The sequence below is a fragment of the Enterobacter adelaidei genome, from assembly GCF_041937165.1.
Taxonomy (GTDB): domain Bacteria; phylum Pseudomonadota; class Gammaproteobacteria; order Enterobacterales; family Enterobacteriaceae; genus Enterobacter; species Enterobacter adelaidei.
On sequence record NZ_CP154353.1, the window covers coordinates 3,322,936 to 3,348,994 of the forward strand.

Sequence of the window (26,059 nt, forward strand, 5' to 3'; positions counted from 1 at the left end):
GGGTTCTTTTAAATATCAGTCACAAGTAAGGTAGGGTTATGATTTCAGGCATTTTAGCATCCCCGGGTATCGCTTTCGGCAAAGCACTGCTGCTGAAAGAAGACGAGATCGTCATTGACCGGAAAAAAATTTCTGCCGACAAGGTTGATCAGGAAGTTGAACGTTTTCTGAGCGGTCGTGCCAAGGCATCTGCGCAACTGGAAGCAATCAAAACTAAAGCTGGCGAAACTTTCGGTGAAGAAAAAGAAGCCATCTTCGAAGGGCACATCATGCTGCTCGAAGATGAGGAGCTGGAGCAGGAAATCATAGCCCTGATTAAAGATAAAGGCATGACAGCCGACGCGGCTGCACATGAAGTTATCGAAGGTCAGGCGACTGCCCTGGAAGAACTGGATGACGAATACCTGAAAGAGCGTGCGGCTGACGTACGTGACATCGGTAAGCGCCTGCTGCGCAACATCCTGGGTCTGGCCATCATCGATCTGAGCGCAATTCAGGATGAAGTTATTCTGGTTGCTGCCGACCTGACCCCGTCAGAAACCGCTCAGTTGAACCTGAAAAAGGTTCTCGGTTTCATCACCGACGCAGGCGGCCGTACTTCCCACACCTCAATCATGGCGCGTTCTCTGGAACTGCCAGCCATCGTGGGCACCGGTAGCGTCACCTCTCAGGTGAAAAACGGCGACTATCTGATTCTGGATGCCGTAAACAATCTGGTTTACGTCAACCCAACGAATGAAGAGATCGAAAAACTGCGCGCGGTCCAGGAGCAAGTTGCGACTGAAAAAGCGGAACTCGCTAAGCTGAAAGACCTGCCAGCAATCACCCTGGACGGTCATCAGGTAGAAGTGTGCGCAAACATTGGTACCGTACGTGACGTTGATGGCGCTGAGCGCAACGGTGCGGAAGGTGTCGGTCTCTATCGTACAGAATTCCTGTTCATGGACCGTGACGCGCTGCCTACTGAAGAAGAGCAGTTTGCTGCATACAAAGCCGTGGCTGAAGCCTGTGGCTCTCAGGCGGTTATCGTCCGTACCATGGACATCGGTGGCGACAAAGAGCTGCCGTACATGAACTTCCCGAAAGAAGAGAACCCGTTCCTGGGCTGGCGTGCAGTACGTATCGCGATGGATCGTAAAGAGATCCTGCGCGATCAGGTTCGTGCCATCCTGCGTGCGTCTGCTTTCGGTAAACTGCGCATCATGTTCCCGATGATCATCTCTGTTGAAGAAGTGCGTGCACTGAAGAAAGAGATCGAAATCTACAAACAGGAACTGCGTGACGAAGGTAAAGCATTTGACGAGTCAATCGAGATCGGCGTGATGGTGGAAACACCGGCTGCGGCGACAATTGCGCGTCATTTAGCCAAAGAAGTTGATTTCTTTAGTATCGGTACCAATGATTTAACTCAGTACACCCTGGCAGTTGACCGTGGTAATGATATGATTTCACATCTCTACCAGCCAATGTCACCGTCCGTACTGACGCTTATTAAGCAAGTTATTGATGCTTCTCATGCAGAAGGTAAATGGACTGGCATGTGTGGTGAGCTTGCAGGCGACGAACGTGCTACACTTCTGTTGCTGGGTATGGGTCTGGACGAATTCTCTATGAGCGCCATTTCCATCCCGCGCATTAAGAAGATTATCCGTAACACGAACTTCGAAGATGCGAAGGTGTTAGCAGAGCAGGCTCTTGCTCAACCGACAACGGACGAGTTAATGACGCTGGTTAACAAGTTCATTGAAGAAAAAACAATCTGCTAATCCACGAGATGCGGCCCAATTTACTGCTTAGGAGAAGATCATGGGTTTGTTCGATAAACTGAAATCTCTGGTTTCTGATGATAAGAAAGACTCCGGAACTATTGAGATTGTTGCTCCGCTCTCCGGCGAGATCGTCAACATCGAAGACGTGCCGGATGTAGTGTTTGCTGAGAAAATCGTTGGTGATGGCATTGCTATCAAACCAACTGGCAACAAAATGGTTGCTCCAGTTGACGGCACCATCGGTAAAATTTTTGAAACCAACCATGCGTTCTCTATCGAATCTGATAGCGGTATCGAACTGTTCGTTCACTTCGGTATCGACACCGTTGAACTGAAAGGCGAAGGCTTCAAACGTATCGCGGAAGAAGGCCAGCGTGTTAAAGTTGGCGACCCAGTGATTGAATTCGATCTGCCACTGCTGGAAGAAAAAGCCAAGTCTACCCTGACTCCGGTTGTTATCTCCAACATGGACGAAATCAAAGAACTGATCAAACTGTCTGGCAGCGTCACCGTGGGTGAAACCCCGGTTATCCGCATCAAGAAGTAATTCTTGCCGCACAGAAAAATGGCGCCTTCGGGCGCCATTTTTGTTTATGCGGGCAGGATAAGCTCGTCGTAACCTTTCGACTGCGTGTAAATCATCACATCCGTCACCCGATCGCCGGCCATGCGAATGGCATCGGCAACGGTTTTGCCCTCAACAATTCCGCTTACCAGCTCTGAACAAAACAGATCGCCCGTCCCTTTCAGGTCCGTTTCAACACGCGGGTGTGCGCTGACGGTCACGCCTTCATTCGTCACCAGCACCACGTGAATGTTTTGCGGGTCGTCAGCGACCGGCGCACTGGTGATCGCCACCCATTTCAGGCTGTCGGAGAGCAACCCCTGTGCCGCCGCGATGGCGCTTTCAGGCGTACGGCACGGCTTGCCGCTTAACACTTCCAGCTCATAGACGTTTGGTGTGATCCCCTGCGCCAGCGGCAGCAGGTGCTCCCGATACGCTTGCGGGATCTCGGGCTTCACGTACATCCCGCTGTCGATATCGCCGATGACCGGGTCGACCAGCACCAGCAGGTCCGGGTGCCGTACTTTGATGACCCTGAGCCATTGTCCGAGCAATTTAATCTGGCTGGCGCTACCCATATAGCCGGTAGTCACCGCCTTCAGCTCACGAAGGATGTCGCGCTCTTCCAGCGCTTTCAGATAACCGCTGAACCACTCATCCGGGATCACGCCGCCGTAGAAGGTGTCATAGTGCGGCGTGTTGCTAAACAACACCGTCGGTACGGCGGTGACGCTCAGCTGATGGGTACGAATATTCGGTACCGCAATGCTGTTCCCCACGCTGCCGTACACCACCTGCGACTGCACCGCGACAATATCGGTTTGTTGCGCCCGGGTGTTATCCCGGAAAAGAATCATCTCCATGATGCTTAAATCCCTGCCCCCTGCGAATAACTCTCTTCACCAAAGACGCCGGTAGACAGATAACGATCGCCGCGATCGCAGATTATTGCCACGACCACTGCACCCGGGTTTTCCTTTGCAACCCGAATCGCACCCATTACCGCGCCGCCCGAACTGACGCCACAGAAGATACCTTCACGGACGGCCAGCTCGCGCATGGTATTTTCCGCCTCGCGCTGATGAATATCCAGCACCTGGTCCACAAGCTGCGCATTAAAGATCCCGGGCATGTATTCCGCAGGCCAGCGGCGAATGCCCGGAATGCTGCTACCCTCTTCCGGCTGCAGACCAACGATAGTGACGGCTTTTTCCTGCTCGCGCAGAAAACGCGATACGCCGGTAATGGTGCCCGTGGTGCCCATGCTGGAGACAAAATGGGTGATCCGTCCTTCCGTTTGCTGCCAGATTTCCGGGCCGGTGGTGGTGTAGTGCGCGTACGGGTTATCCGGGTTGTTGAACTGATCGAGCAACTTGCCTTCACCGCGTTCAGCCATCTCCAGCGCTAAGTCACGCGCCCCTTCCATCCCCTGCTCTTTGGTCACCAGAATCAGCTCCGCACCGTAAGCTCGCATGGCGGCGCGGCGTTCCTGGCTCATGTTGTCCGGCATCAGCAGCTTCATGCGGTAGCCTTTCAGCGCCGCAATCATTGCCAGCGCGATGCCGGTGTTGCCACTGGTCGCCTCAATCAGCACGTCACCTGGCTTAATTTCTCCGCGTTTTTCGGCCTGGACAATCATCGACAGCGCCGCGCGGTCTTTCACCGATCCCGCCGGGTTATTGCCTTCAAGTTTGACCCAGATTTCGCTGCCGTTAGCCGGCCCCATGCGCTGAAGTTTGACCAGAGGCGTATTGCCGATGGTATTTTCGAGTGTATTCACGATTTTTACTCAATAAAAAAGCCGGGGGCGCGCAGCGATCCCGGCCTACAAGACACAGTGATAACTGTAGGCCCGGTCAGCACAGCGCCACCGGGCGATAAACATCCTACTAACCTATCAGGCTGACTCCGCCAGAGCAATATCCTCGCGCGTCTCAATACGTTCCTTCCCGTGATAAATACGCGCATGCTGCAGACCGACAAACAGGCGTTCTCCCCGGTGCGGTGGCTCCTCATCGCGCATGACCACGGTTAGCGGCTCGGTATACCAGCCCAGCGGTTGTACCACCAGTTGGGTGTAGTGCCCTTTAGGGCTCGCTTCCAGCACCTGCACCGGCAGCGGTGAGTCAAGGCTGGTGCGACGGCTCACATCCACTTCCCACGGACGCAGGAACAGGTCGACCGGCCCCTGATGCGCAGAGGTATATCCCAGCGGCCAGCGGTGCGCGCCCACGTGGAACTGACCACCGCGAATGGTACCCTGAAGACGGTTTACCTCGCCCATAAACTCCAGCACGAAGCGGGTCGCCGGTTCACGCCAGAGCTGCTCAGGCTCGTCAACCTGCTCAATATTACCCTGGCTCATGACCACCACACGGTCCGCGACTTCCATCGCCTCTTCCTGATCGTGGGTCACGAAGACGCTTGTAAATTTAAGCTCTTCATGAAGCTGACGCAGCCAGCGACGCAGCTCTTTTCGCACCTGCGCATCCAGCGCACCGAACGGCTCATCCAGCAGAAGAATTTGCGGCTCTACGGCCAGCGCACGTGCCAGTGCAACGCGCTGCTTCTGACCACCGGACAGCTGGGCCGGGAAACGGTTCGCAAGATGGGCAAGCTGAACCATTTCCAGCAGTTTGGTCACTTTCGCTTTAATGGTTGCCGCATCCGGGCGTTCACGCCGTGGCAGCACGGTCAGGCCAAATGCGATGTTATCGAATACGGTCATGTGGCGGAACAACGCGTAGTGCTGGAACACAAAACCTACTTTACGATCGCGGGCATGCAGGCGGCTCACGTCGGTACCGTGGAAGCGGATATGCCCGCTGGTCTGATGCTCAAGCCCGGCGATAATACGCAGCAGCGTGGTTTTACCCGAACCAGACGGCCCCAGCAGCGCCACCATTTGTCCGGAAGGGATATCCAGCGAGATATCATTCAGCACCTGGGTGCGACCAAAAGACTTCTTAATATTGGCAATCTCAATGCTCATGATTTCCCTCCTGATGCTGACGTTTTTCCTGATTTTCTAAACGCCACTGCACCACACTCTTCAAAAACAGGGTCAAAATAGCCATCAGCGTCAGCAACGCTGCGGCAGTAAACGAACCGATGGTGTTGTAGTCCTGCTGCAGCAGCTCAATCTGTAGCGGCAGCGACAGCGTTTCACCGCGAATAGAACCGGAGACGACGGAAACGGCGCCGAACTCACCAATCGCGCGGGCGTTGGTCAGCACCACGCCGTAAAGCAGCGCCCAGCGGATATTCGGTAGCGTCACGCGACGGAACATCTGCCAGCCTGACGCGCCCAGCAGCACCGCCGCTTCGTCTTCGTTGCTCCCCTGGCTCAACATCACCGGCACCAGTTCACGCACCACAAACGGACAGGTCACGAAGATGGTGACCAGCACCATGCCCGGCCAGGCGAACATGATCTGCAGGTTATGCTCATCCAGCCAGCCGCCCAACGGGCCGTTGGAGCCGTAAAAGAGCAGGTACACCAGACCCGCCACTACCGGTGACACAGCGAAAGGAATGTCCAGCAGGGTCAACAGCAGCTGACGTCCCGGGAAGTTAAAGCGCGTCACCAGCCACGCCAGCAGGGTACCGAACACGAGGTTCACCGGCACGGTGATCAAGGCAATCAGCACGGTCAGCCAGATGGCGTGCAGCATATCCGGGTTCGCCAGGTTTTCCAGTGCGGGCATCAGGCCCTTACTGAACGCCTGAACGAAAATATAAATCGTCGGCACGACGAGAATGAGGGCGGAAACCAGCACCCCCGCCCCAATCAGAAACCATTTACCCCAGTTGATGCGGGGTGCATCGTATCGCTTCAATTGCGTAACTTCCGCCATCAGTGACCTACCACACGTCGACCAAAGCGACTTTGCAGAGTGTTAATCGAGTACAGCAGCAGCAGCGAGGCCGCCAGGATCACCGAGGCAATAGCGCTCGCCGCCGGATAATCAAACTCCTGCAAACGGATGAAAATCATCAGCGAGGTGACTTCTGTTTTCCAGGCGATGTTTCCGGCGATAAAAATCACCGCGCCGAACTCACCGAGGCTGCGGGTAAACGACAGCGCGACACCCGCCATCAGCGCCGGAGACAGCTCCGGCAGAACCACCTTGCGGAAGCTCTGCCAGCGCGTGGCGCCCAGCGTTTCCGCCGCTTCTTCGTATTCCGGACCTAACTCTTCCAGTACCGGCTGCACGGTACGCACCACAAACGGGATGCTGGTAAAGGCCATCGCCACCGCGATACCGAGCCAGGTGTAGGTCACTTTGATGTCAAATTTCGCCAGCCACTCGCCGTACAGCCCGTTCACGGAGAAGAGCGACGCGAGGGTTAAGCCCGCCACCGCCGTCGGCAGCGCAAACGGTAAATCCATTAACGCGTCGAGCAACGTACGGCCCGGAAAACGGTAGCGGGTTAAGATCCACGCCATCAGCAGGCCAAACACGCCGTTAAAAATGGAGGCGACAAATGCCGACAGCAACGTCACTTTATAGGCTGCTACCACTTGCGGGTTGGTGACCACGTCCCAGTACTGCGCCCAGCTCATCTGAGCAAGCTGCATTACCAGCGCGCTGAGCGGTAACAGCAAAATCAGACAGACGAACAGCAGGCTGGTCCCGAGGCTTAAGGTAAAGCCAGGCAGCACACGTCTGGAGGAAACTGCAAACATTACTTACGCCCCGCCGCCAGCAATTTATCTAACTCACCGCCGCTGGCAAAATGCGTTTTCATCACATCAGGCCAGGAGCCAAAATGGTCTTCCACGCGGAACAGTTCGGTCTGCGGGAATTTATCTTTCAGTTTGTTCATCACATCCGGGTTATTCACGCGGTAGTAATAATCGGTAATGACGGTCTGCGCCTGCGGACTGTACAGGTAGTTGAGATAGGCTTTTGCCGCTTTCTCGGTACCGTTCGCCTGCACGTTTTTATCCACCCACGCCACCGGGAACTCGGCCAGGATGTTGGTTTTCGGGATAACGACCTCGAAGCCCTGCGCTTCATACTGTTTACGGATGTTATTCACTTCCGATTCAAAGCTGATCAGTACATCGCCGAGACCACGTTCAGCGAAGGTCGTGGTCGCTCCGCGTCCGCCGGTATCAAACACTTCGACGTTTTTCAGGAACTGGGTCATGAACTGCTCGGTTTTCGCTTTATCGTTACCGTCAGCCTTGTCTGCCGCGCCCCACGCGGCTAAATAGGTATAGCGAGCGTTACCGGAGGTTTTCGGGTTCGGGAAGATCAGCTTCACGTCAGAACGCACCAAGTCGCTCCAGTCGTGAATATTTTTCGGGTTGCCCTTGCGCACCAGGAAGCCCATGGTGGAGTAGAACGGCGAGCTGTTGTTCGGCAAACGGCTCTGCCAGTCCGCCGGGATCAGCTTGCCCTTGTCGTGCAGGATCTGCACGTCAGTCACCTGGTTGTAGGTCACCACATCCGCTTTCAGCCCCTGGAGGATCGCCAGCGCCTGCTTGGACGAACCGGCGTGAGACTGCTTGATGGTCAGCTTATCGCCATTGTTTTCTTTCGCCCACTGCTGTTCAAACGGTGGATTAAGGGCGGCAAACAGCTCGCGTGAGACATCGTATGAGCTGTTAAGCAACTCAGTCGCCTGCGCCTGTGCCACCAGCAGTAAACCTGCCAGCGCCAGAGTTCCTTTTTTCATTACAGTAACGGCCATTGCGCACCCTTATAAATGTGATGACTATCTTATAGTCATAATATTTATAACGAGGACGAAAGGAGTAACGGTTTTATATACCGTTTGGTGATTTAGAAGCAGAAAAGGGAATAAGGGTGCGGGAGAAATTGCCGGGTGGCGCTAACGCTTACCCGGCCTACGCGTGGAGAGCGGTTTTACAGCGCCAGCAGACGTTCCACGGACGGCGCGAAGTAGTAGCCGCCGGTCACCGGTTTGGTGAAACGCAGCATGGCGTCACGCTTGCCGTCGGTATCGCCGAACATACTCAGCAGCTGCTGCTCAATATTATGCAGGCGCGCGCAGTACGCGCAGAAATAAAGGCCGTGTGTGCCGCTTGCCGTGCCATACGGCAGGCTCTGGCGAACAATTTTCAGACCTTTGCCATCTTCTTTGAGGTCAACGCGGGTCAGGTGAGAGGTAGCAGGACGCTCGTCGCCGTCAATCTCTTCGTTGGCTTCTTTGGTACGGCCGATCATCATCTCCTGATCGTGCACGCTCATGCGGTTAAGCTGCTTGAGGTTGTGCTCCCAGCGCTGGACGAACACATAGCTGCCACCCGCGTCCACACCGTCTTTGATCACCGCAACGTCACGACGCGTCTCTTCACCTGCCGGATTTTCAGTACCGTCGACAAAACCGCTCAGATCGCGCTCTTCCACCCAACGGAAGCCATGAACTTCTTCCTGTACCTCAATGCTGTCGCCAAACGCCGCGACCGCCGCCTGGGCAACCGAGAAATTCACATCATGACGTAAAGAGAGAATGTGGATCAGCACGTCGTATTGTGTCGCTGGCGCAAGACCTTTGCCGTAAGGGATAAAGTCCTTCAGCTCCTCAGCCCCTTCGCCACCGCTCAACTGACGCCAGACGTTGTTGCCAAAGGCGACAACGGCACCGAGGTGGGCATCCGGGAATTTGGCCTGGAAGGTAGTCAGTTTATCGACGAATACTTTACTGGCCGCACGCAGGGCATCCACGTCCCCTTTAACATTGGCTTCAATCCAAATCGCCGCGCGGCAGTGTTCTGGCAAAATGCCACTCTGAACCTGAGACATCGCTCCTCCTGAAATAAAGATGCCACGTCAGCGTGGCATTGATGGCGGCTATTATACCCTGATTTCAGCGAGGCGGTTTGTTCCGGCGCAAATTACTGCTTCCAGAGTATTTTGCTCACTTTCCAGCTCTTCAGCGTGTCGTCAGACGGCATCAATCCTTCCGGACCGCTCCAGGTTCCAGTGAAGACGTAACTGATATGCTGGCTGCCCTCAGCTTTACATTCCACAGCCACGCCATCGTCAGAAGAGGCGTTTGCGCAGTTGCCGAAGGCCTGTTTATAGAGATCGCTAAACGGTGTACCGACCTTCACCCCACTTGCCGTGGGAATAGCGTCATCCAGCACCGCAATGCGGTTCACCGTGCCTTTATCACCGTTAATCACCAGCGCCAGCTTGTCGCCCTTCAGCGCTTCGTAATAGCGAACAATATTGCCATTCTCCGCTTTCATGCCGCTGCGCAGGCGGTAATCGCTGCTGAGCGCATCCTGAATAGCATTCTGGTCCAGCGCCGTTGCGGCGGTAATTTTTCCTACGCCCTGCTCGGTCACTTCCGTTGATGAGCCAAACCAGTTCCACGGATACGCAGCGGACCAGTTAATGGATGAGAGCGTTGAACACCCGGTTAACGCCAGCGGGAGAGCGCATAAAAGTAAACGCAGCGATTTCATTGAAACGTCCTTACTTGTTAAATCAACGCTTGTTGGAGTGCGACATCGGCAAAAAGTGCCGTATTAATCATCCTGATGCGTAAAACAGGCGCGAAGACGCGGGTTGGTCAGCAGCCACAGCAGCGCAACAATATCGGCAACTACCAGCGCAACGCCGATACCCGTAAGCGGTTCACCGTACCACCAGAGTACCGGTTGCCAGCAGAGCAGCACGATCTGGGCAAAGATCAATAGCCAGCGAAGCGCGCGCCACAAACGAGGGAGCGTATGCCGTCGTCCGCTGCACAAAAAAGCCACTACCGCTGGTACGCCCGGCAATAAGCCAAGCCAGAACGCATCGTGATCGGGGTAAAAAAGGTTTAGCAGCGTGTCGCCCTGCCCGCGCGACGCGCCGGCCATCACAAACAGCACCCAGGTGCGGGCCTGGAGCAGCAGAACGCACCAGAATAAAAAGGGCAGCCTGACGCGGCCCTGCGCGTCATAATCTGCCGGATGGATCTCAGTACTCTTCATCTTCGATCAGACGTTTTCCTAAACTCAACACGTCAGAATGCTCATAGCCCAGACGCTCATACATGCCCAGTACGACGTCGTTATCTTCCCGCACCATGATCTGAATTTTCGGGCAACCGCGGGCAATGAGCTTTTTCTCAAGACGATTAAGCAATGCATTGGCGATGCCACGACCACGGTACTCAGGGTGCACGCCCAGATAATAGGCCGACCCGCGATGACCGTCGTAACCGCCCATTACCGTCCCCACCACCTCGCCGTTCACTTCCGCGACCAGAAACAGACTGACATCGTGATTCACCTTCCGCTCGATATCCATTTCCGGATCGTTCCACGGACGCAGCAGATCGCAGCGCTCCCAAAGGGTGATCACCTCTTCGAAATCTTCCTGGCGAAAAACGCGTATCTCCATGGTATTAACCGCCTTTTCGGGTTTAAAAACAGTGATTATGGCGTGAACCTCTCGTTTAGCCAATAACCGGGGAAAATCTCACCAAAATTTGGCATAATGTCACTTTGTCACGTATTGAAATGAAAAGTAAAACAATTGCCAATAAGGACTGTCGTAACGCTAATCACGATACGATATAACACCAGGACTCCAATTTTTACAATTCAGGCCGCATGAGCACATTCAAACCATTAAAAGCACTCACATCGCGTCGTCAGGTTCTCAAAGCGGGGCTGGCGGCCTTAACGTTAACGGGCATCGCAAAGCAGGCTCAGGCAAAAGACGAGAGCACGCTCAAAACCAGTAACGGACACAGTAAACCGAAAACCAAAAAGCCGGGCGCGAAGCGTCTGGTGATGCTTGATCCGGGCCATGGCGGGATTGATACCGGCGCCATCGGCAAAAACGGTTCGAAAGAAAAACACGTCGTGCTCGCGATTGCAAAAAATGTGCGCGCGATTTTACGCAGTAACGGCATTGACGCACGCCTGACGCGTTCCGGTGACACCTTCATTCCTCTGTATGACCGCGTGGAGATCGCCCATCAGCACGGTGCGGATCTGTTTATGTCGATTCACGCCGACGGCTTTACCAACCCTTCTGCGGCAGGCGCCTCGGTGTTTGCGCTTTCCAACCGTGGTGCCAGTAGCGCCATGGCGAAATATCTCTCCGATCGCGAAAACCGGGCAGATGAAGTCGCCGGGAAGAAAGCCACCGATAAAGACCACCTGCTACAGCAGGTGCTGTTCGACCTCGTGCAGACGGATACGATCAAAAACAGCCTGACGCTCGGCTCGCATATTCTGAAGAAGATTAAGCCGGTGCATCGTCTGCACAGTAAAGGCACCGAGCAGGCGGCGTTCGTGGTGCTGAAATCACCGTCCATCCCGTCCGTGCTGGTGGAAACCTCCTTCATTACCAACCCGGAAGAAGAGCGACTCCTCGGCACCACGGCGTTTCGTCAGAAGATCGCCAACGCCATCGCCTCCGGCATTATTAGCTACTTCAACTGGTTTGATAACCAAAAAGCGCACTCCAGGAAACGTTGATGAAACCCGATGCTCAACTGGTCAAAACCTTCCTGCTACAGCTGCAGGATGAGATTTGCCAGAAACTGGCCGCCGCAGACGGCGGTGAATTTCAGGAAGATAACTGGCAGCGCGAGGCCGGTGGCGGTGGGCGCAGTCGGGTGCTGCGTAACGGCGGCATCTTTGAACAGGCGGGCGTCAATTTCTCCCACGTTCACGGCGACGCGATGCCCGCGTCTGCGACCGCGCACCGTCCTGAACTGGCAGGCCGCAGTTTTGAAGCGATGGGCGTCTCACTGGTGGTGCATCCGCACAACCCGTTTGTGCCCACCAGCCACGCCAATGTGCGCTTTTTCATTGCGGAAAAACCAGGGGCCGATCCGGTCTGGTGGTTTGGCGGCGGTTTCGACCTCACGCCCTACTACGGCTTCGAAGAGGACGCCGTGCACTGGCACACCACCGCGCGAGACCTTTGTCTGCCGTTTGGCGAAGAGATCTACCCGAAATTTAAAAAGTGGTGCGATGACTACTTTTATCTGAAGCACCGCGACGAGCAGCGCGGCATTGGCGGGCTGTTCTTTGACGATCTCAATACCCCTGATTTTGATACCGCGTTCAGCTTTATGCGCGCCGTGGGCGAAGGCTATACCGACGCCTATCTGCCGATTGTCGAGCGCCGTAAAAATACCGACTATGGCGTGCGCGAACGCGAGTTCCAGCTCTATCGCCGCGGGCGCTATGTGGAATTCAACCTGGTGTGGGATCGCGGGACGCTGTTCGGCCTGCAGACCGGCGGGCGCACGGAGTCGATTCTGATGTCGATGCCGCCGCTGGTGCGCTGGGAGTACTGTTACGAACCAAAAGAAGGCAGCCCGGAGGCTGCCTTGCGTGAGTTTATTCAGGTTCGGGACTGGGTGTAACTGCCGGATGGCGCTGCGATTAAAGAGGCTGCGTCTGCGCCTCAACCACCGCCAGCGCCACCATATTCACGATACGACGCACGGAGGCAATCGGTGTTAACACATGCACCGGTTTCGCCACCCCCATCAGTACTGGCCCTACGGTCACCCCTTCAGAGCTGGAGACGCGTAGCAGGTTGTAGCTGATACGCGCCGCCTCAACGTTCGGCATAATCAGGATGTTCGCCGATCCTTTCAGCGGACTGTCCGGCATACGTTCGTTACGGATGCTCTCCACCAGCGCGGCATCGCCGTGCATTTCGCCGTCAATCATCAGCTCCGGTGCACGCTCGCGCACCAGCTCCAGCGTCTGACGCATTTTGCAGGCCGCCGCTGATTTGGACGAACCAAAGTTAGAGTGCGACAGCAGTGCCACCTTCGGCTCAATACCAAAGCGACGCACGGTTTCCGCCGCCATCACGGTGATTTCCGCCAGTTCATCCGGGGTTGGGTCATCGTTAACGTAAGTATCGGCAATAAAGGTGTTGCCGCTTGGCAGCAGCAGCGCATTCATCGCCCCGGCGGTATGAACGCCATCGCGATAGCCGAAGATCTCCTGCACCACGCTGAAGTGTTCGTGGTAGTCACCAATGGTACCGCAGATCAACGCATCGGCTTCACCACGATGGACCATGATCGCGCCGATCACCGTCGTGTTGCTGATCACCGCTTTCTGCGCCTGTTCCTGGGTGATCCCGCGACGTTTCATGATCGCGTAGTATTCGCTCCAGTACTCTTTGAAGCGCGGATCGGATTCGTTGTTGACGATCTCGAAGTCGACGCCCGGCTTAATCTGCAGGCCCAGTTTCTGGATACGCATCTCAATCACGCTCGGACGACCAATCAGAATCGGCTTCGCCAGGCCTAAGGTGATCAGCTCCTGGGTGGCGTGCAGCACGCGCGCCTCTTCCCCTTCCGCCAGCACCACGCGCTTCGCGTCGGCGCGCGCCTGAGAGAAGATCGGCTTCATGAACAGGTTGGTTTTGTAGACAAACTCGGTGAGTTTATCGACGTAGGCATCGAAATCCTGAATCGGGCGCGTCGCCACGCCAGAATCCATCGCCGCTTTAGCTACCGCTGGGGCAATTTTAACAATCAGACGCGGGTCGAACGGTTTTGGAATGATGTAATCCGGGCCAAAGCTCAGATCCTGGTCGCCATAGGCGGAGGCAACCACTTCACTTTGCTCGGCGTGCGCCAGCTCCGCGATAGCGTGAACCGCGGCAAGCTTCATCTCTTCGTTGATCGCCGTCGCGCCGACATCCAGCGCCCCACGGAAGATGAACGGGAAGCAGAGCACGTTGTTGACCTGATTAGGGTAGTCGGAACGGCCGGTACAGATGATGGCGTCTTCACGCACCGCTTTTGCCAGAGGCGGCAAAATTTCCGGTTCCGGGTTAGCCAGGGCCAGGATCATTGGCGCGCGCGCCATCTTCTTCACCATCTCCTGGGTCAGCACTTTCGGGCCTGAACAGCCGAGGAAGATATCCGCGCCATCAATGACATCCTCCAGCGTGCGTTTACCGTCGTCTTCAACCGCATACGCCGCTTTGGTTTCCGCCATGTTTGGCTCGCGGCCTTTGTAGATAACGCCTTTGGAATCACAGACCACAATGTTGTGCTTCTGCATACCCAGCGCCACCAGCAGGTTCATACAGGCGATGGCCGCAGCTCCCGCACCGGAAACTACCATGCGCACGTCAGAGAGATTTTTCTCCACCACGCGCAAACCGTTCAGAATCGCGGCGGTACTGATAATCGCAGTGCCGTGCTGGTCATCATGGAACACGGGAATGTTCATACGCTCGCGCAGTTTCTGCTCGATATAGAAACATTCCGGCGCTTTGATGTCTTCCAGGTTGATACCGCCGAAGGTCGGCTCCAGCGCAGCCACCACGTTGATGAATTTATCGGGATCGAGTTCATCCACCTCGATATCAAACACGTCGATACCGGCGAATTTCTTGAACAGAACACCCTTCCCTTCCATCACGGGTTTACCCGCCAGCGCACCAATGTTGCCAAGACCTAATACCGCCGTGCCGTTAGAGATAACGGCAACAAGGTTGCCACGCGCGGTATATTTGTAGGCCGCCAGCGGATCTTTTTCGATTTCCAGACACGGTGCAGCAACGCCCGGCGAATAGGCCAGCGCCAGATCGCGCTGCGTTGCCAGTGGCTTCGTGGGGGAAACCTGGATTTTACCCGGGACAGGGAACTCGTGAAAATCGAGGGCACTCTGTTTTAACTGCTCATCCATCTTCTTTTTCCTTTCACGTATCGGTCAAAAGGGTGACGTAAGCGATCCTGTTGCACACCCTGGTGTGCCGCCTAGTATCGCCGCAGGCCGCCACATAAACTTTGAAGGCTGCCAAACTCTCACCATCACACATTAAAAATTGTTATCAATTTATAACAGCCATGTTACCCGTCTCAAAAGCAATGCCTCCCCCGTCTGCTATGCTTTTTTGTTAAGTCCATCATGATTTTTCCAGAAGTGTGAACTAACGCACTCATCTAACTCTTTTATTTTCATGGAGTAATTATTTATGAACCAGCTAGACGGCATCAAACAATTCACCACCGTGGTCGCAGACAGCGGCGATATCGAGTCGATTCGCCACTATCAGCCGGAGGATGCGACCACCAACCCTTCGCTACTGCTTAAAGCCGCCGGGCTTGCGCATTTTAGTCATCTGATTGATGACGCCATTGCCTACGGTAAACAGCGCGGGAAAACCCAGGAGCAGCAGGTCACCGAAGCCAGCGACAAGCTGGCCGTTAATTTTGGTGCAGAAATTCTGAAAAGCATCCCCGGACGCGTCTCGACCGAAGTCGACGCCCGCCTCTCTTTCGATAAAGAAAAGAGTATTCACAAGGCTCGCCGTCTGGTTGAACTCTACCAGGAACAGGGGATCGATAAATCTCGCATCCTGATCAAACTGGCGTCGACGTGGGAAGGCATTCGTGCGGCGGAAGTGCTGGAAAAAGAGGGTATCCACTGCAACCTGACGCTGCTGTTCTCGTTTGCTCAGGCACGCGCCTGTGCCGAAGCGGGGGTGTTCCTCGTCTCGCCGTTTGTCGGACGCATCTACGACTGGTATCAGGCAAAACAGCCGATGGATCCGTACGTGGTCGATGAGGATCCGGGCGTGAAATCGGTTCGTAATATCTATGATTACTTTAAACAGCACCGCTACGACACTATCGTGATGGGTGCCAGCTTCCGCCGTACCGAGCAGATCCTCGCCCTGGCAGGCTGCGACCGCCTGACCATTTCCCCTAATCTCCTCAAAGAGCTGCAGGACAAAGAAGAGACGGTGATCCGCAAACTGGTACCGACATCCACCGTTCTGCCAAAACCGAAAGCCATGACCGAAGCCGAGTTCCGCTGGGAACATAATCAGGACGCCATGGCCGTAGAAAAACTGGCGGAAGGTATCCGCCTGTTCGCCGTCGATCAGCGCAAACTTGAAGACCTTCTCGCCGCCAAACTTTAACCTTGCCACGGAGTGAACTATGTCCCGTAAAGAGCTAGCCAATGCCATTCGCGCCCTCAGCATGGATGCCGTGCAGAAAGCCAATTCCGGCCACCCTGGCGCGCCTATGGGCATGGCTGATATTGCCGAAGTATTGTGGAACGACTTCCTGAAGCACAACCCCAACGACCCCACCTGGTACGATCGCGACCGTTTTATTCTCTCCAACGGCCACGCCTCAATGCTGCTCTACAGCCTGCTGCACCTCTCCGGCTACGATCTGCCGCTTGAGGAGCTGAAAAACTTCCGCCAACTGCACTCCAAAACGCCGGGGCACCCGGAGATTGGCTATACGCCAGGGGTGGAGACCACCACCGGACCGCTCGGTCAGGGGCTGGCGAATGCAGTCGGGCTGGCGATTGCCGAGCGTACGCTGGGCGCGCAGTTTAATCAGCCGGGGCATGACATCGTTGACCATTACACCTACGTGTTTATGGGTGACGGCTGCCTGATGGAGGGGATTTCCCACGAGGTCTGCTCCCTTGCGGGCACGCTGGGGCTCGGCAAGCTGATTGGCTTCTACGATCACAACGGCATCTCCATCGACGGGGAAACCAAAGGCTGGTTCACCGACGACACGGCGAAACGCTTCGAAGCCTACCATTGGCACGTGGTACATGAGATCGACGGGCACGATCCTGAGGCAGTGAAAAAAGCGATTCAGGAAGCGCAGAGCGTGAAGGACAAACCGTCGCTGATTATCTGCCGCACGGTTATCGGCTTCGGCTCGCCAAACAAAGCAGGTAAAGAGGAGGCGCACGGCGCGGCGCTGGGTGAAGAGGAAGTGGCGTTAACCCGACAAAAACTGGGCTGGAAATACCCGCCGTTTGAAATCCCAAAAGAGATCTACAAAGCATGGGATGCCCGAGAAACCGGTGAAAAGGCACAGCAGTCCTGGAACGAGAAGTTCTCCGCTTACAAAAAAGCGCACCCGGATCTGGCCGCCGAGTTTTCCCGCCGCATGAGCGGCGGTCTGCCGGAAGACTGGGACGATAAAACCCAGGCGCTGATTGAAAACCTGCAGGCTAACCCGGCGAAAATCGCCACCCGTAAGGCGTCTCAAAATACGCTCAATGCCATTGGGCCTATCCTGCCCGAACTGCTCGGTGGTTCAGCGGACCTGGCACCCAGTAACCTGACGATCTGGTCTGGCTCGAAATCACTGAAAGAGGACATCGCCGGGAACTACATTCACTACGGCGTGCGCGAATTCGGAATGACCGCCATTGCCAACGGCATCGCCCATCACGGCGGCTTCGTGCCCTACACCGCCACCTTCCTGATGTTTGTCGAGTATGCCCGTAACGCGGCGCGCATGGCGGCCCTCATGAAGGCGCGACAGATTATGGTCTATACCCATGACTCAATTGGACTGGGAGAAGACGGACCAACGCACCAGGCGGTGGAACAACTGGCAAGCCTGCGCTTAACGCCGAACTTCAGCACCTGGCGTCCGTGCGATCAGGTGGAAGCGGCGGTCGGCTGGAAGCTGGCAGTGGAACGTCATACTGGCCCGACAGCGCTAATCCTTTCACGCCAGAACCTGGCGCAAATTGAGCGTACTCCGGAGCAGGTGAAAAACATCGCCCGCGGCGGCTACATCCTGAAAGACAGCGGCGGTAAACCGGACGTGATCCTGATTGCGACCGGTTCAGAGGTGGAAATCACGGTGAAAGCCGCCGAGAAGCTGACCGCCGAGGGTCATGCGGTGCGCGTGGTTTCATTGCCATCAACGGATATCTTTGACGCTCAGGATGAAGCGTACCGGGAATCGGTTCTGCCATCAAACGTTGCGGCTCGCGTAGCGGTAGAGGCGGGTATTGCCGACTACTGGTACAAGTACGTAGGGCTGAAAGGGGCAATTGTCGGGATGCACGGATACGGTGAATCGGCGCCTGCCGATAAGCTGTTCCCGTATTTCGGCTTTACCGTTGAGAACGTGGTTGAGAAGGCGTTGAGTGTGATCTAGTGCGGCCTGCGTGCCCGGTGGTGCTACGCTTACCGGGCCTACATGGTCCGAAACATAGGCCGGGTAAGGCATAGCCGCCACCCGGCTTTTTCACACCACTCTTACCCCTGCCGCTATCGCCCGCTCCGGTGTTAGCAGCACGCTTTCGCTGGCATCGTCAGTCTCCGCACAGAGCAACATGCATTCAGACGTCTCGCCGCGCATTTTGGCTTTTGCCAGATTACACAGCACCACCACCACTTTCCCCATCAACTCCTCTTCCCGGTAATAGGGCACCAGGCTGGTGACGGTTTGCAGCGTTCTGTCGCCCACATGAATCTGCGCGATATAGAGTTTGTCTGCGTTAGCGTGGCGTTTAACGTCCACGATCGTCCCCACGCGGATTTCCAGCTTTGCAAAGTCATCGTAAGTTATCGTGTCCATGCTCTCTCCTTAGTAAAATTTTACTAAATATTAGCACGATATTTGTGGGAGGCAACACGCAGGATATTTAGTAAAAACTGATGCATGTCCGAACGCATCCTTTACAATGGGTTATCACGTGGGGAATAAGGACAATTATGGCAACGCTCAAAGACATCGCGACGGAGGCTGGCGTCTCGCTGGCGACGGTATCCCGGGTTTTAAACGATGACCCAACGTTGAACGTAAAAGAAGAGACCAAACACCGCATTCTGGAGATTGCTGAAAAGCTGGAATATAAGAGCACCACGTCCCGTAAAATGCAGTCTGTCGCAGTGGGTCAGCAACATATTCTGGCACTCTACAGCTATCAGCAAGAGCTGGAGATTAATGACCCTTACTACCTTGCGATTCGCCACGGCATTGAGACACAGTGTGAAAAACTGGGTGTCGAACTGAGTAACTGTTACGCCAATACAACCCTGCCTGACATTAAAAAACTCACCGGGGTACTGATTGTCGGCAAACCTTCTACAACCATTCGCCGCACTGCGATGGCGTTGACCGACAACGTCTGTTTTATTGATTTCCATGAGCCCGGCAGTGAATTCGACTCCGTCGATATCGACCTCTCCCGCATCAGCAAACAGATCATAGACTTCTTTATTAAGCAGGATGTTAAACGCATCGGTTTTATCGGCGGAGAAGATGAACCCGGTAAAGCCGATATCCGTGAAGCGGCTTTTGTGGAATATGGGTGCCTGAAAGGCGTTGTGTCAGAGCAGGATATCTGGCGCGGTGGATTTTCCAGCTCCTCAGGATATGAACTGGCGAAAAAAATGCTGGCTGAGAAGAGCTGGCCAGGCGCGCTGTTTGTGGCGTCAGACTCCATCGCCATCGGAGTATTACGCGCTATCCACGAAAAGGGGCTGGCGATCCCGGAGGATATCTCGCTCATTAGCGTGAACGATATCCCAACCGCCCGCTTCACCTTCCCGCCGCTTTCCACCGTGCGCATTCATTCCGAAATGATGGGCAGTCAGGGCGTTAACCTGCTGCTGGAAAAATCCCGTGATGGCCGGGCACTCCCCCTTCAGGTTTTCGTGCCAAGCGTCCTGAAACTGCGCGGCACGACACGCTGATTTCACCTCTTCAAACACACAGCCGGGCATGCCCGGCTTTTTTTATTTCGTGATCGAGTTAAAGCAAATCAGTTTTACTGATTTTATTTAGTAAAATTTTTACTAAAATCCTCAGCAATGATGTTTTACCCCTACAGGGAGATCACATGAATCGCTGGGAAAATATTCAACTCACGCATGAAAACCGGCTTCCGCCGCGTGCGTACTTCTTCTCTTATGACACTGTCGCCCAGGCTCTCACCTTTGCCCGCGAGGTCAGCAGCCATTTTCTGTCGCTAAGCGGCCAGTGGAACTTTCATTTTTTCCCGAACCCGCTGCTGGTACCGGAAAACTTCACCACACAGTACATGGCTGACTGGGGCCAGATTACCGTACCGGGCATGTGGCAGATGGAAGGTCACGGTCAACTGCAATACACCGATGAGGGTTTCCCCTTCCCGGTAGACGTGCCGTGGGTGCCCACCGATAACCCCACCGGGGCATATCAGCGCTGGTTCACTCTGTCAGACAACTGGCAGGGTAAACAGACAATCATCAAGTTTGACGGCGTCGAAACCTACTTCGAAGTCTACGTGAATGGCCGCTACATCGGTTTCAGTAAGGGAAGTCGACTGACTGCCGAATTTGATATCAGCGACGCGGTACATAGCGGACAAAACCTGCTGTGCGTGCGTGTGATGCAGTGGGCAGACTCCACCTACATTGAAGATCAGGACATGTGGTGGACCGCAGGGATTTTCCGCGACGTTTATCTGGTCGGTAAAACGCCGACACACGTCCGCGACGTCACGATCAAAACCACGTTTGACGAGTCATACAAGGATGCGACCCTTTTCTGTCAGCTGGAACTGGAAAACCTGGCCCCTCACGCCTCTACCGTGTCGCTGGAGTATGCCCTGTATGATGGCGAGGTCGAACTTCATCAGGGTACGACCGACGGCCTGACCGTGTCCCGCAGCACTGAAACCGCCTTTAGCATTGAGGTCAAACAGCCTCAGCAGTGGTCATCAGAATCGCCCTGTCTCTATCATCTGGTGTTGACGCTAAAAGATGAGAACGGGCAAACGCTGGAGGTTATCCCACAGCGCGTTGGTTTCCGCGACATCAAAGTGCGCGACGGTCTGTTCTACGTTAACAACCACTACCTGAAACTCCACGGTGTAAACCGTCACGACAACGATCACCTGAAAGGCCGTGCGGTAGGCATGGATCGCGTTGAGCGCGATCTGATCCTGATGAAGCAACACAATATCAACTCGGTTCGCACCGCCCACTACCCCAACGATCCGCGCTTCTATGAGTTGTGCGATATCTACGGCCTGTTCGTGATGGCGGAAACGGATGTGGAATCCCACGGATTTGCCAACGTTGGCGACCTGAGTCGAATTACCGACGATCCGGCATGGGAGCACGTCTATATTGAGCGCATTGAGCGCCACATTCACGCGCAAAAAAACCACCCGTCCATCATCATCTGGTCGCTCGGAAACGAATCCGGCTATGGCTGCAACATCCGCGCCATGGCACGTGCGGCAAAAGCGCTGGATGACACGCGACTGCTGCACTATGAAGAAGATCGCGATGCCGAGGTAGTGGATATCATCTCCACCATGTATACCCGCGTACCGCTGATGAATTTGTTCGGTGAGTACCCGCACGCCAAACCACGCATTATCTGTGAATACGCTCATGCGATGGGTAACGGTCCCGGCGGGTTAACCGAGTACCAGAACGTGTTCGATCGTCACGACTGCATTCAGGGCCACTACGTCTGGGAATGGTGCGACCACGGTATTCAGGCGGTTGATGCCAGCGGCAATACGTATTACGCCTACGGCGGTGATTTTGGTGACTACCCGAATAACTATAACTTCTGCCTCGACGGGCTGATTTACTCCGATCAAACCCCAGGCCCGGGGTTGCGTGAGTACAAGCAGGTAATTGCTCCGGTGAAACTACGCTGGCAGGACGGCAAACTCTGCGTAGAAAACCGATTCTGGTTCACAAACCTGGATGATTACACCCTGCACGTCGAGGTACGGGCGGAAGGTGAAACCCTGCACAGCCAGCTACTGACGATGACAGGAGTAGCCCCCAACAGCGAAAGCAGCATAAGCCTGAATTTACCTGAACTGGATGAGCGGGAAGCGTTCCTGACCGTGCGCATCAGCAAAAATAGCCGTACGCGCTACAGCGAAGCCGGGCACAGTATCGCGGTGTACCAGTTCCCGTTAAAAGCACGCACAAACCACGCCACACCGCTTATCAATACCAACGCGACGCCACTTCATCTGGAAGAGGATCGCCTGAGCTGCACCGTGACCGGACACAACTTCCGCGCGAACTTCTCTAAAGTGACGGGAAAACTCAGCGCCTGGCAGGTAAACGGCGAAGAGAACATCACTCGTGAGCCGAAGATTAACTTCTTCAAGCCGATGATTGATAACCACAAGCAAGAGTATGAAGGGCTGTGGCAACCCAACCACCTGCAGATCATGCAGGAGCACCTGCGCGGTTTCGAGGTTGAGCAACGTGACGACGCGATCATTATCACAACCCGTACGCTGATTGCCCCGCCGGTGTTTGATTTTGGCATGCGCTGCACCTACCGCTGGCGCATCGCCGCCGATGGGCAAATCAACGTTGAACTCAGCGGTGAGCGCTACGGCGAGTATCCACACATCATTCCGTGCATCGGCTTTACGCTCGGCATCAACGGCGAATTTGACCAGGTGAGCTATTACGGACGCGGACCGGGGGAAAACTATCCGGACAGCCAACAGGCCAGCACCATCGATCTGTGGCACACCACGGTAGATGAGATGTTTGAAAACTATCCGTTCCCGCAGAACAACGGCAACCGCCAGCAGGTACGTTGGGCCACGCTTGCCAACCGTCACGGCAGCGGCCTGCTGGTGGTGCCTGAGCAACCCATCCATTTCAGCGCATGGCACTACACGGCAGAAAACATCCACGCAGCACAACACTGCAACGAACTGCGTCGCTGCGATGACATCACCCTCAACCTTGACCATCAGGTACTGGGTTTAGGCTCTAACTCCTGGGGAAGCGAAGTGCTGGACGCCTGGCGCGTCCGGTTCAGACCGTTCCGCTACGGCTTCACGCTGCTCCCGCTTGAAGGTGGGCAAACTGCCGCGCAGGCGCTGGCGAACCATCAGTTTGGCACCGGTTTCTTCTCCATGAATTCACACAGCGAGGCAGACCAATGATCGTTATCGACAGTCTGGAACAGTTCCAGAAACTTTACCGTGCGGGGCGTAAATGGCAGCGCTGTTCTGAAGCGATTAACAATATCGACAACATCCAACCCGGTGTAGCCCACTCGATCGGTGATTCGCTGGCCTACCGCGTCTCCTGCGATGCCAGTACCGACGCGCTATTTGTCGGTCATCGGCGCTATTTCGAAGTGCATTACTACCTACAGGGCACGCAGAAAATTGAATACGCCGCGAAAGCATCCCTGCAGGTTGTGGAGTGCTATCGCGATGAAACCGACCGCGAATACCTGAAAGGTGTGGGTCACACCGCTCAGGTCCACGAGGGGCAAGTTGTGATTTGTGAGAATCACGAGGCGTATCGCTTCATCAGCGACATGCCGACAAAAAAAGTCGTCCTCTATGTGACCATCGAAGACGGTTATTTCCATAACAAATAAAAATGTGAGCGGTGCCAATGAAGCACCGCTATCCTCCCTGTACCCGGAGAAACGTTATGTCTGAAACCATCAAACGCAATACCATCGGCAAATTCGGCCTGCTGTCGCTGACATTTGCCGCCGTGTTTAGTTTTAACAACGTTATCAATAACAATATTGAGCTGGGGCTCGCCTCCGCGCCCATGTTCTTTTTAGCCACCCTGTTCTATTTCATTCCGTTCTGCTTAATTATCGCTGAATTTGTCTCACTGAATAAAAACTCCGAAGCCGGAGTTTACGCCTGGGTGAAAAGTTCGCTGGGCGGACGCTGGGCATTTATTACCGCCTATACCTACTGGTTCGTGAATCTGTTCTTCTTCACCTCGTTATTACCGCGCGTCATCGCCTACGCTTCATATGCTTTTTTAGGCTATGAGTACATTCTTACGCCGTTTGCTACCACGGTACTGAGTATGGTGCTGTTCGCGTTCTCAACCTGGGTCTCCACCAACGGGGCGAAAATGCTGGGGCCGATCACCTCAGTGACCTCCACACTGATGCTGCTGCTCACTCTCTCCTATATCCTGCTGGCCGGCGCTGCGCTGGTGGGTGGCGTGCAGCCAGCCGACCCGATAACCGTTGACGCAATGATCCCGAACTTCAACTGGGCCTTCCTCGGCATCACCACCTGGATATTTATGGCTGCCGGTGGCGCGGAATCCGTTGCGGTCTATGTCAACGACGTTAAAGGTGGCTCTAAATCCTTCGTGAAGGTGATTATTCTGGCGGGGATTTTCATCGGCGTGCTGTACTCCATCTCCTCGGTGTTGATTAACGTCTTTATCAGCAGTAAGGAACTGAAATTTACCGGCGGTTCGGTTCAGGTGTTCCATGGTCTGGCGGTGTGGTTTGGCCTGCCGGAAGTCCTGATGAACCGCTTTGTCGGGCTGGTCTCCTTTACCGCGATGTTCGGTTCTCTGCTGATGTGGACCGCAACGCCGGTAAAAATCTTCTTCTCTGAGATCCCAACCGGAATTTTTGGCCCAAAAACCGTGGCGCTGAACGAAAATGGCGTACCGGCCCGTGCGGCGTGGATCCAGTATCTCATTGTGATCCCGTTGATGATTATTCCCACAATGGGTTCAAATACCGCTCAGGAGCTGATGAACACCGTCATCAATATGACCGCCGCCGCCTCCATGCTGCCGCCGCTGTTCATTATGCTGGCCTACCTGAACCTGCGTCGTAAGCTCGACCACCTGCCGCGCGATTTCAAAATGGGCTCACGCACCATGGGTATGGTGGTGGTGTCGATGCTGATTGTGATTTTTGCTATCGGCTTTGTGGCCTCAACCTTCCCCACCGGTGGCAATATTCTGACGATTATTTTCTATAACGTCGGAGGGATCGTTTTATTCCTCGGATTTGCCTGGTGGAAATACAGCAAATACGTCAAAGGATTATCAAAAGAACAACAACAAATTGAAGCCTCACCAGCCTCAAATATTCATTAACACCGAAAGCATGGATATTCTTTCTTTGGGATGAGTGCATGAAAATTAAAGAGAAAACAATTGGGGCACTCGCTGCCCTCTCTTTCTGCTGCCCCGCATTTGCCGCAGAAGAAGCCCGACCCGCTGAACACGACGATACCAAAACACCGGAACTCACCACCTCTTCATTTCGCTTTTATGGTGAACTGGGTATCGGCGGATATATGGATCTGGAGGGTAAGAATAAACATAAATACAGTGACGGCACCTATATTGAGGGCGGTCTGGAGATGAAGCACGGGAACTGGTTCGGCCTGATTTATGGCGAAGGCTGGACCGTTCAGGCCGATAGTCAGGGTAACGCCTGGGTACCAGACCACAGTTGGGGTGGTTTCGAAGGGGGGCTTAACCGTGTTTACGGCGGCTACAAAACCGCTAACAGCACCGAAATTATGCTGAGCCTGCGCCAGGACTCTTCTCTGGATGACCTGCAGTGGTGGGGAGATTTCACCCCGGATCTGGGCTACGTGATCCCTAACACCCGCGACATAATGTATGCCCTCAAGGTGCAGAATCTCTCCGGCGATCTGCGCTATAGCATCACCGCAACGCCTGCCGGGCATCATGATGAGAGCAAGGCCTGGCTGCATTTCGGCAAATACGATCGCTACGACGACAAGTATACCTATCCGGCGATGGTGAACGGCTATCTCCAGTATGACATCGCGAAAGATGTCACCTGGATGAACGGTCTGGAAATCACCGACGGTACCGGACAACTCTTTTTAACCGGGATGTTGTCGCCGAACCTGGCCGCACGCGCCTGGCACCACACGGGACGCGCCAGGGGTAAAGATGTACCAGGGACAGAAACGGGCTATATGGTCAGCGCCATGGTGGAAGCGCTAAAAGGCGTCTACCTTTCTACCGCCTACAGCTATGCCAAACACCGTCCGGACAATGGCGGGGACGAAACGACGTCCTTTATGCAGTTCGGTATCTGGTACGAGTACGGCGGAGGACGCTTTGCCACCGCAGCCGACAGCCGCTTCTATATGAAAAATGCCTCAGGCGACCCAAGCGATCGGGTCTTCCTGATGCAATACTTCTACTGGTAAAAGGATCTT

The 26,059-nt window shown here is 54.8% G+C and carries 23 protein-coding genes; 11 read left to right on the forward strand and 12 right to left on the reverse strand.

Features of this window, described 5'->3' with window-relative positions:
- Window positions 1-38 precede the first annotated feature (38 nt).
- Window positions 39-1,766, forward strand: coding sequence for a phosphoenolpyruvate-protein phosphotransferase PtsI (gene ptsI / locus AAHF05_RS16225; RefSeq protein WP_028016167.1), 1,728 nt, complete (start codon window positions 39-41; stop codon window positions 1,764-1,766).
- Window positions 1,767-1,806: 40 nt separating this feature from the next.
- A complete protein-coding gene (gene crr, locus AAHF05_RS16230) occupies window positions 1,807-2,316 on the forward strand; it encodes a PTS glucose transporter subunit IIA (protein WP_003861316.1) in 510 nt (169 codons plus the stop codon).
- A 44-nt stretch (window positions 2,317-2,360) separates the two neighbouring features.
- Here crr and pdxK read toward each other — a convergent pair whose 3' ends face one another.
- The 10 genes from pdxK to AAHF05_RS16280 form a co-directional block, all read right to left on the reverse strand.
- A complete protein-coding gene (pdxK, locus tag AAHF05_RS16235) occupies window positions 2,361-3,197 on the reverse strand; it encodes a pyridoxine/pyridoxal/pyridoxamine kinase (RefSeq protein ID WP_028016166.1) in 837 nt (278 codons plus the stop codon).
- A 5-nt stretch (window positions 3,198-3,202) separates the two neighbouring features.
- Window positions 3,203-4,114, reverse strand: coding sequence for a cysteine synthase CysM (gene cysM, locus AAHF05_RS16240; RefSeq protein ID WP_129324037.1), 912 nt, complete (start codon window positions 4,112-4,114; stop codon window positions 3,203-3,205).
- A gap of 117 nt (window positions 4,115-4,231) precedes the next feature.
- On the reverse strand, window positions 4,232-5,326 hold the full coding sequence (cysA, locus tag AAHF05_RS16245) for a sulfate/thiosulfate ABC transporter ATP-binding protein CysA (protein ID WP_129324036.1): 1,095 nt from the start codon (window positions 5,324-5,326) through the stop codon (window positions 4,232-4,234).
- Complete coding sequence (cysW, locus tag AAHF05_RS16250; RefSeq protein WP_028016163.1) at window positions 5,316-6,191, reverse strand: sulfate/thiosulfate ABC transporter permease CysW; 876 nt, start codon at window positions 6,189-6,191, stop codon at window positions 5,316-5,318. Before cysW ends, cysA begins: the two co-directional genes overlap by 11 nt.
- Window positions 6,191-7,024 (reverse strand): sulfate/thiosulfate ABC transporter permease CysT, encoded by an 834-nt coding sequence (gene cysT, locus AAHF05_RS16255; RefSeq protein WP_028016162.1) that lies wholly within the window; start codon window positions 7,022-7,024, stop codon window positions 6,191-6,193. The genes cysW and cysT overlap by 1 nt, the downstream gene beginning before the upstream one ends.
- Complete coding sequence (locus AAHF05_RS16260; protein ID WP_049005822.1) at window positions 7,024-8,037, reverse strand: sulfate ABC transporter substrate-binding protein; 1,014 nt, start codon at window positions 8,035-8,037, stop codon at window positions 7,024-7,026. Before AAHF05_RS16260 ends, cysT begins: the two co-directional genes overlap by 1 nt.
- A 176-nt stretch (window positions 8,038-8,213) precedes the next feature.
- Entirely contained in the window at window positions 8,214-9,113 is a 900-nt protein-coding gene (locus AAHF05_RS16265; RefSeq protein WP_028016160.1) for a Dyp-type peroxidase, read from the reverse strand.
- 92 nt (window positions 9,114-9,205) lie between these two features.
- Complete coding sequence (locus AAHF05_RS16270) at window positions 9,206-9,781, reverse strand: RpoE-regulated lipoprotein (RefSeq protein WP_129324034.1); 576 nt, start codon at window positions 9,779-9,781, stop codon at window positions 9,206-9,208.
- Window positions 9,782-9,844: 63 nt separating this feature from the next.
- Window positions 9,845-10,294: a DUF2919 domain-containing protein gene (locus tag AAHF05_RS16275; RefSeq protein ID WP_028016158.1), complete on the reverse strand. Its 450-nt coding sequence runs from the start codon at window positions 10,292-10,294 to the stop codon at window positions 9,845-9,847.
- The gene (locus AAHF05_RS16280; RefSeq protein ID WP_023308738.1) at window positions 10,281-10,706 is read right to left on the reverse strand and encodes a GNAT family acetyltransferase; all 426 of its coding nucleotides are present in this window, start codon (window positions 10,704-10,706) and stop codon (window positions 10,281-10,283) included. The genes AAHF05_RS16275 and AAHF05_RS16280 overlap by 14 nt, the downstream gene beginning before the upstream one ends.
- Before the next feature lie 212 nt (window positions 10,707-10,918).
- Between AAHF05_RS16280 and amiA the strand changes: the two genes are divergently transcribed.
- Both amiA and hemF read left to right on the forward strand, forming a co-directional pair.
- Entirely contained in the window at window positions 10,919-11,794 is an 876-nt protein-coding gene (gene amiA / locus AAHF05_RS16285) for an N-acetylmuramoyl-L-alanine amidase AmiA (protein ID WP_023308739.1), read from the forward strand.
- Window positions 11,794-12,693 carry an oxygen-dependent coproporphyrinogen oxidase gene (hemF, locus tag AAHF05_RS16290; protein ID WP_049018208.1) on the forward strand — a complete coding sequence of 300 codons (900 nt, stop codon included), beginning with the start codon at window positions 11,794-11,796 and terminating at the stop codon, window positions 12,691-12,693. The genes amiA and hemF overlap by 1 nt, the downstream gene beginning before the upstream one ends.
- 19 nt (window positions 12,694-12,712) lie before the next feature.
- Here the strand turns inward: hemF and maeB are convergent, their stop codons facing one another.
- Window positions 12,713-14,992, reverse strand: a complete 2,280-nt coding sequence (maeB, locus tag AAHF05_RS16295; RefSeq protein ID WP_129324033.1) for an NADP-dependent oxaloacetate-decarboxylating malate dehydrogenase — start codon at window positions 14,990-14,992, stop codon at window positions 12,713-12,715.
- 289 nt (window positions 14,993-15,281) lie between these two features.
- On the opposite strand from maeB, the gene tal reads away from it, so the two are divergent.
- Both tal and tkt read left to right on the forward strand, forming a co-directional pair.
- On the forward strand, window positions 15,282-16,232 hold the full coding sequence (gene tal, locus AAHF05_RS16300) for a transaldolase (RefSeq protein ID WP_129324032.1): 951 nt from the start codon (window positions 15,282-15,284) through the stop codon (window positions 16,230-16,232).
- Between the two features lie 19 nt (window positions 16,233-16,251).
- The gene (tkt, locus tag AAHF05_RS16305; RefSeq protein ID WP_129324031.1) at window positions 16,252-18,240 is read left to right on the forward strand and encodes a transketolase; all 1,989 of its coding nucleotides are present in this window, start codon (window positions 16,252-16,254) and stop codon (window positions 18,238-18,240) included.
- Between the two features lie 90 nt (window positions 18,241-18,330).
- On the opposite strand, the gene AAHF05_RS16310 is transcribed toward tkt, so the two are convergent.
- Entirely contained in the window at window positions 18,331-18,663 is a 333-nt protein-coding gene (locus AAHF05_RS16310) for a tRNA-binding protein (RefSeq protein WP_049007822.1), read from the reverse strand.
- Window positions 18,664-18,800: 137 nt separating this feature from the next.
- On the opposite strand from AAHF05_RS16310, the gene ebgR reads away from it, so the two are divergent.
- The 5 genes from ebgR (at window position 18,801) to ygjJ (ending at window position 26,050) form a co-directional block, all read left to right on the forward strand.
- The gene (gene ebgR / locus AAHF05_RS16315; RefSeq protein WP_129324030.1) at window positions 18,801-19,784 is read left to right on the forward strand and encodes a transcriptional regulator EbgR; all 984 of its coding nucleotides are present in this window, start codon (window positions 18,801-18,803) and stop codon (window positions 19,782-19,784) included.
- A gap of 146 nt (window positions 19,785-19,930) precedes the next feature.
- Window positions 19,931-23,014 carry a beta-galactosidase subunit alpha gene (gene ebgA / locus AAHF05_RS16320; RefSeq protein WP_332616388.1) on the forward strand — a complete coding sequence of 1,028 codons (3,084 nt, stop codon included), beginning with the start codon at window positions 19,931-19,933 and terminating at the stop codon, window positions 23,012-23,014.
- A complete protein-coding gene (locus AAHF05_RS16325; RefSeq protein WP_028016150.1) occupies window positions 23,011-23,460 on the forward strand; it encodes a beta-galactosidase subunit beta in 450 nt (149 codons plus the stop codon). The genes ebgA and AAHF05_RS16325 overlap by 4 nt, the downstream gene beginning before the upstream one ends.
- A gap of 56 nt (window positions 23,461-23,516) precedes the next feature.
- Entirely contained in the window at window positions 23,517-24,953 is a 1,437-nt protein-coding gene (locus AAHF05_RS16330) for an amino acid permease (RefSeq protein ID WP_028016149.1), read from the forward strand.
- Between the two features lie 38 nt (window positions 24,954-24,991).
- Window positions 24,992-26,050, forward strand: a complete 1,059-nt coding sequence (gene ygjJ / locus AAHF05_RS16335) for a protein YgjJ (RefSeq protein WP_028016148.1) — start codon at window positions 24,992-24,994, stop codon at window positions 26,048-26,050.
- Window positions 26,051-26,059: the final 9 nt, after the last annotated feature.

Excerpts from the sequence above, each read along its gene's own strand:
- ptsI (WP_028016167.1), top strand. The coding sequence starts at position 39 with ATGATTTCAGGCATTTTAGCATCCCCGGGTATCGCTTTCGGCAAAGCA.
- crr (WP_003861316.1), top strand. The coding sequence starts at position 1,807 with ATGGGTTTGTTCGATAAACTGAAATCTCTGGTTTCTGATGATAAGAAA.
- pdxK (WP_028016166.1), bottom strand. The coding sequence starts at position 3,197 with ATGGAGATGATTCTTTTCCGGGATAACACCCGGGCGCAACAAACCGAT.
- cysA (WP_129324036.1), bottom strand. The coding sequence starts at position 5,326 with ATGAGCATTGAGATTGCCAATATTAAGAAGTCTTTTGGTCGCACCCAG.
- cysW (WP_028016163.1), bottom strand. The coding sequence starts at position 6,191 with ATGGCGGAAGTTACGCAATTGAAGCGATACGATGCACCCCGCATCAAC.
- cysT (WP_028016162.1), bottom strand. The coding sequence starts at position 7,024 with ATGTTTGCAGTTTCCTCCAGACGTGTGCTGCCTGGCTTTACCTTAAGC.
- AAHF05_RS16260 (WP_049005822.1), bottom strand. The coding sequence starts at position 8,037 with ATGGCCGTTACTGTAATGAAAAAAGGAACTCTGGCGCTGGCAGGTTTA.
- AAHF05_RS16265 (WP_028016160.1), bottom strand. The coding sequence starts at position 9,113 with ATGTCTCAGGTTCAGAGTGGCATTTTGCCAGAACACTGCCGCGCGGCG.
- AAHF05_RS16270 (WP_129324034.1), bottom strand. The coding sequence starts at position 9,781 with ATGAAATCGCTGCGTTTACTTTTATGCGCTCTCCCGCTGGCGTTAACC.
- AAHF05_RS16275 (WP_028016158.1), bottom strand. The coding sequence starts at position 10,294 with ATGAAGAGTACTGAGATCCATCCGGCAGATTATGACGCGCAGGGCCGC.
- AAHF05_RS16280 (WP_023308738.1), bottom strand. The coding sequence starts at position 10,706 with ATGGAGATACGCGTTTTTCGCCAGGAAGATTTCGAAGAGGTGATCACC.
- amiA (WP_023308739.1), top strand. The coding sequence starts at position 10,919 with ATGAGCACATTCAAACCATTAAAAGCACTCACATCGCGTCGTCAGGTT.
- hemF (WP_049018208.1), top strand. The coding sequence starts at position 11,794 with ATGAAACCCGATGCTCAACTGGTCAAAACCTTCCTGCTACAGCTGCAG.
- maeB (WP_129324033.1), bottom strand. The coding sequence starts at position 14,992 with ATGGATGAGCAGTTAAAACAGAGTGCCCTCGATTTTCACGAGTTCCCT.
- tal (WP_129324032.1), top strand. The coding sequence starts at position 15,282 with ATGAACCAGCTAGACGGCATCAAACAATTCACCACCGTGGTCGCAGAC.
- tkt (WP_129324031.1), top strand. The coding sequence starts at position 16,252 with ATGTCCCGTAAAGAGCTAGCCAATGCCATTCGCGCCCTCAGCATGGAT.
- AAHF05_RS16310 (WP_049007822.1), bottom strand. The coding sequence starts at position 18,663 with ATGGACACGATAACTTACGATGACTTTGCAAAGCTGGAAATCCGCGTG.
- ebgR (WP_129324030.1), top strand. The coding sequence starts at position 18,801 with ATGGCAACGCTCAAAGACATCGCGACGGAGGCTGGCGTCTCGCTGGCG.
- ebgA (WP_332616388.1), top strand. The coding sequence starts at position 19,931 with ATGAATCGCTGGGAAAATATTCAACTCACGCATGAAAACCGGCTTCCG.
- AAHF05_RS16325 (WP_028016150.1), top strand. The coding sequence starts at position 23,011 with ATGATCGTTATCGACAGTCTGGAACAGTTCCAGAAACTTTACCGTGCG.
- AAHF05_RS16330 (WP_028016149.1), top strand. The coding sequence starts at position 23,517 with ATGTCTGAAACCATCAAACGCAATACCATCGGCAAATTCGGCCTGCTG.
- ygjJ (WP_028016148.1), top strand. The coding sequence starts at position 24,992 with ATGAAAATTAAAGAGAAAACAATTGGGGCACTCGCTGCCCTCTCTTTC.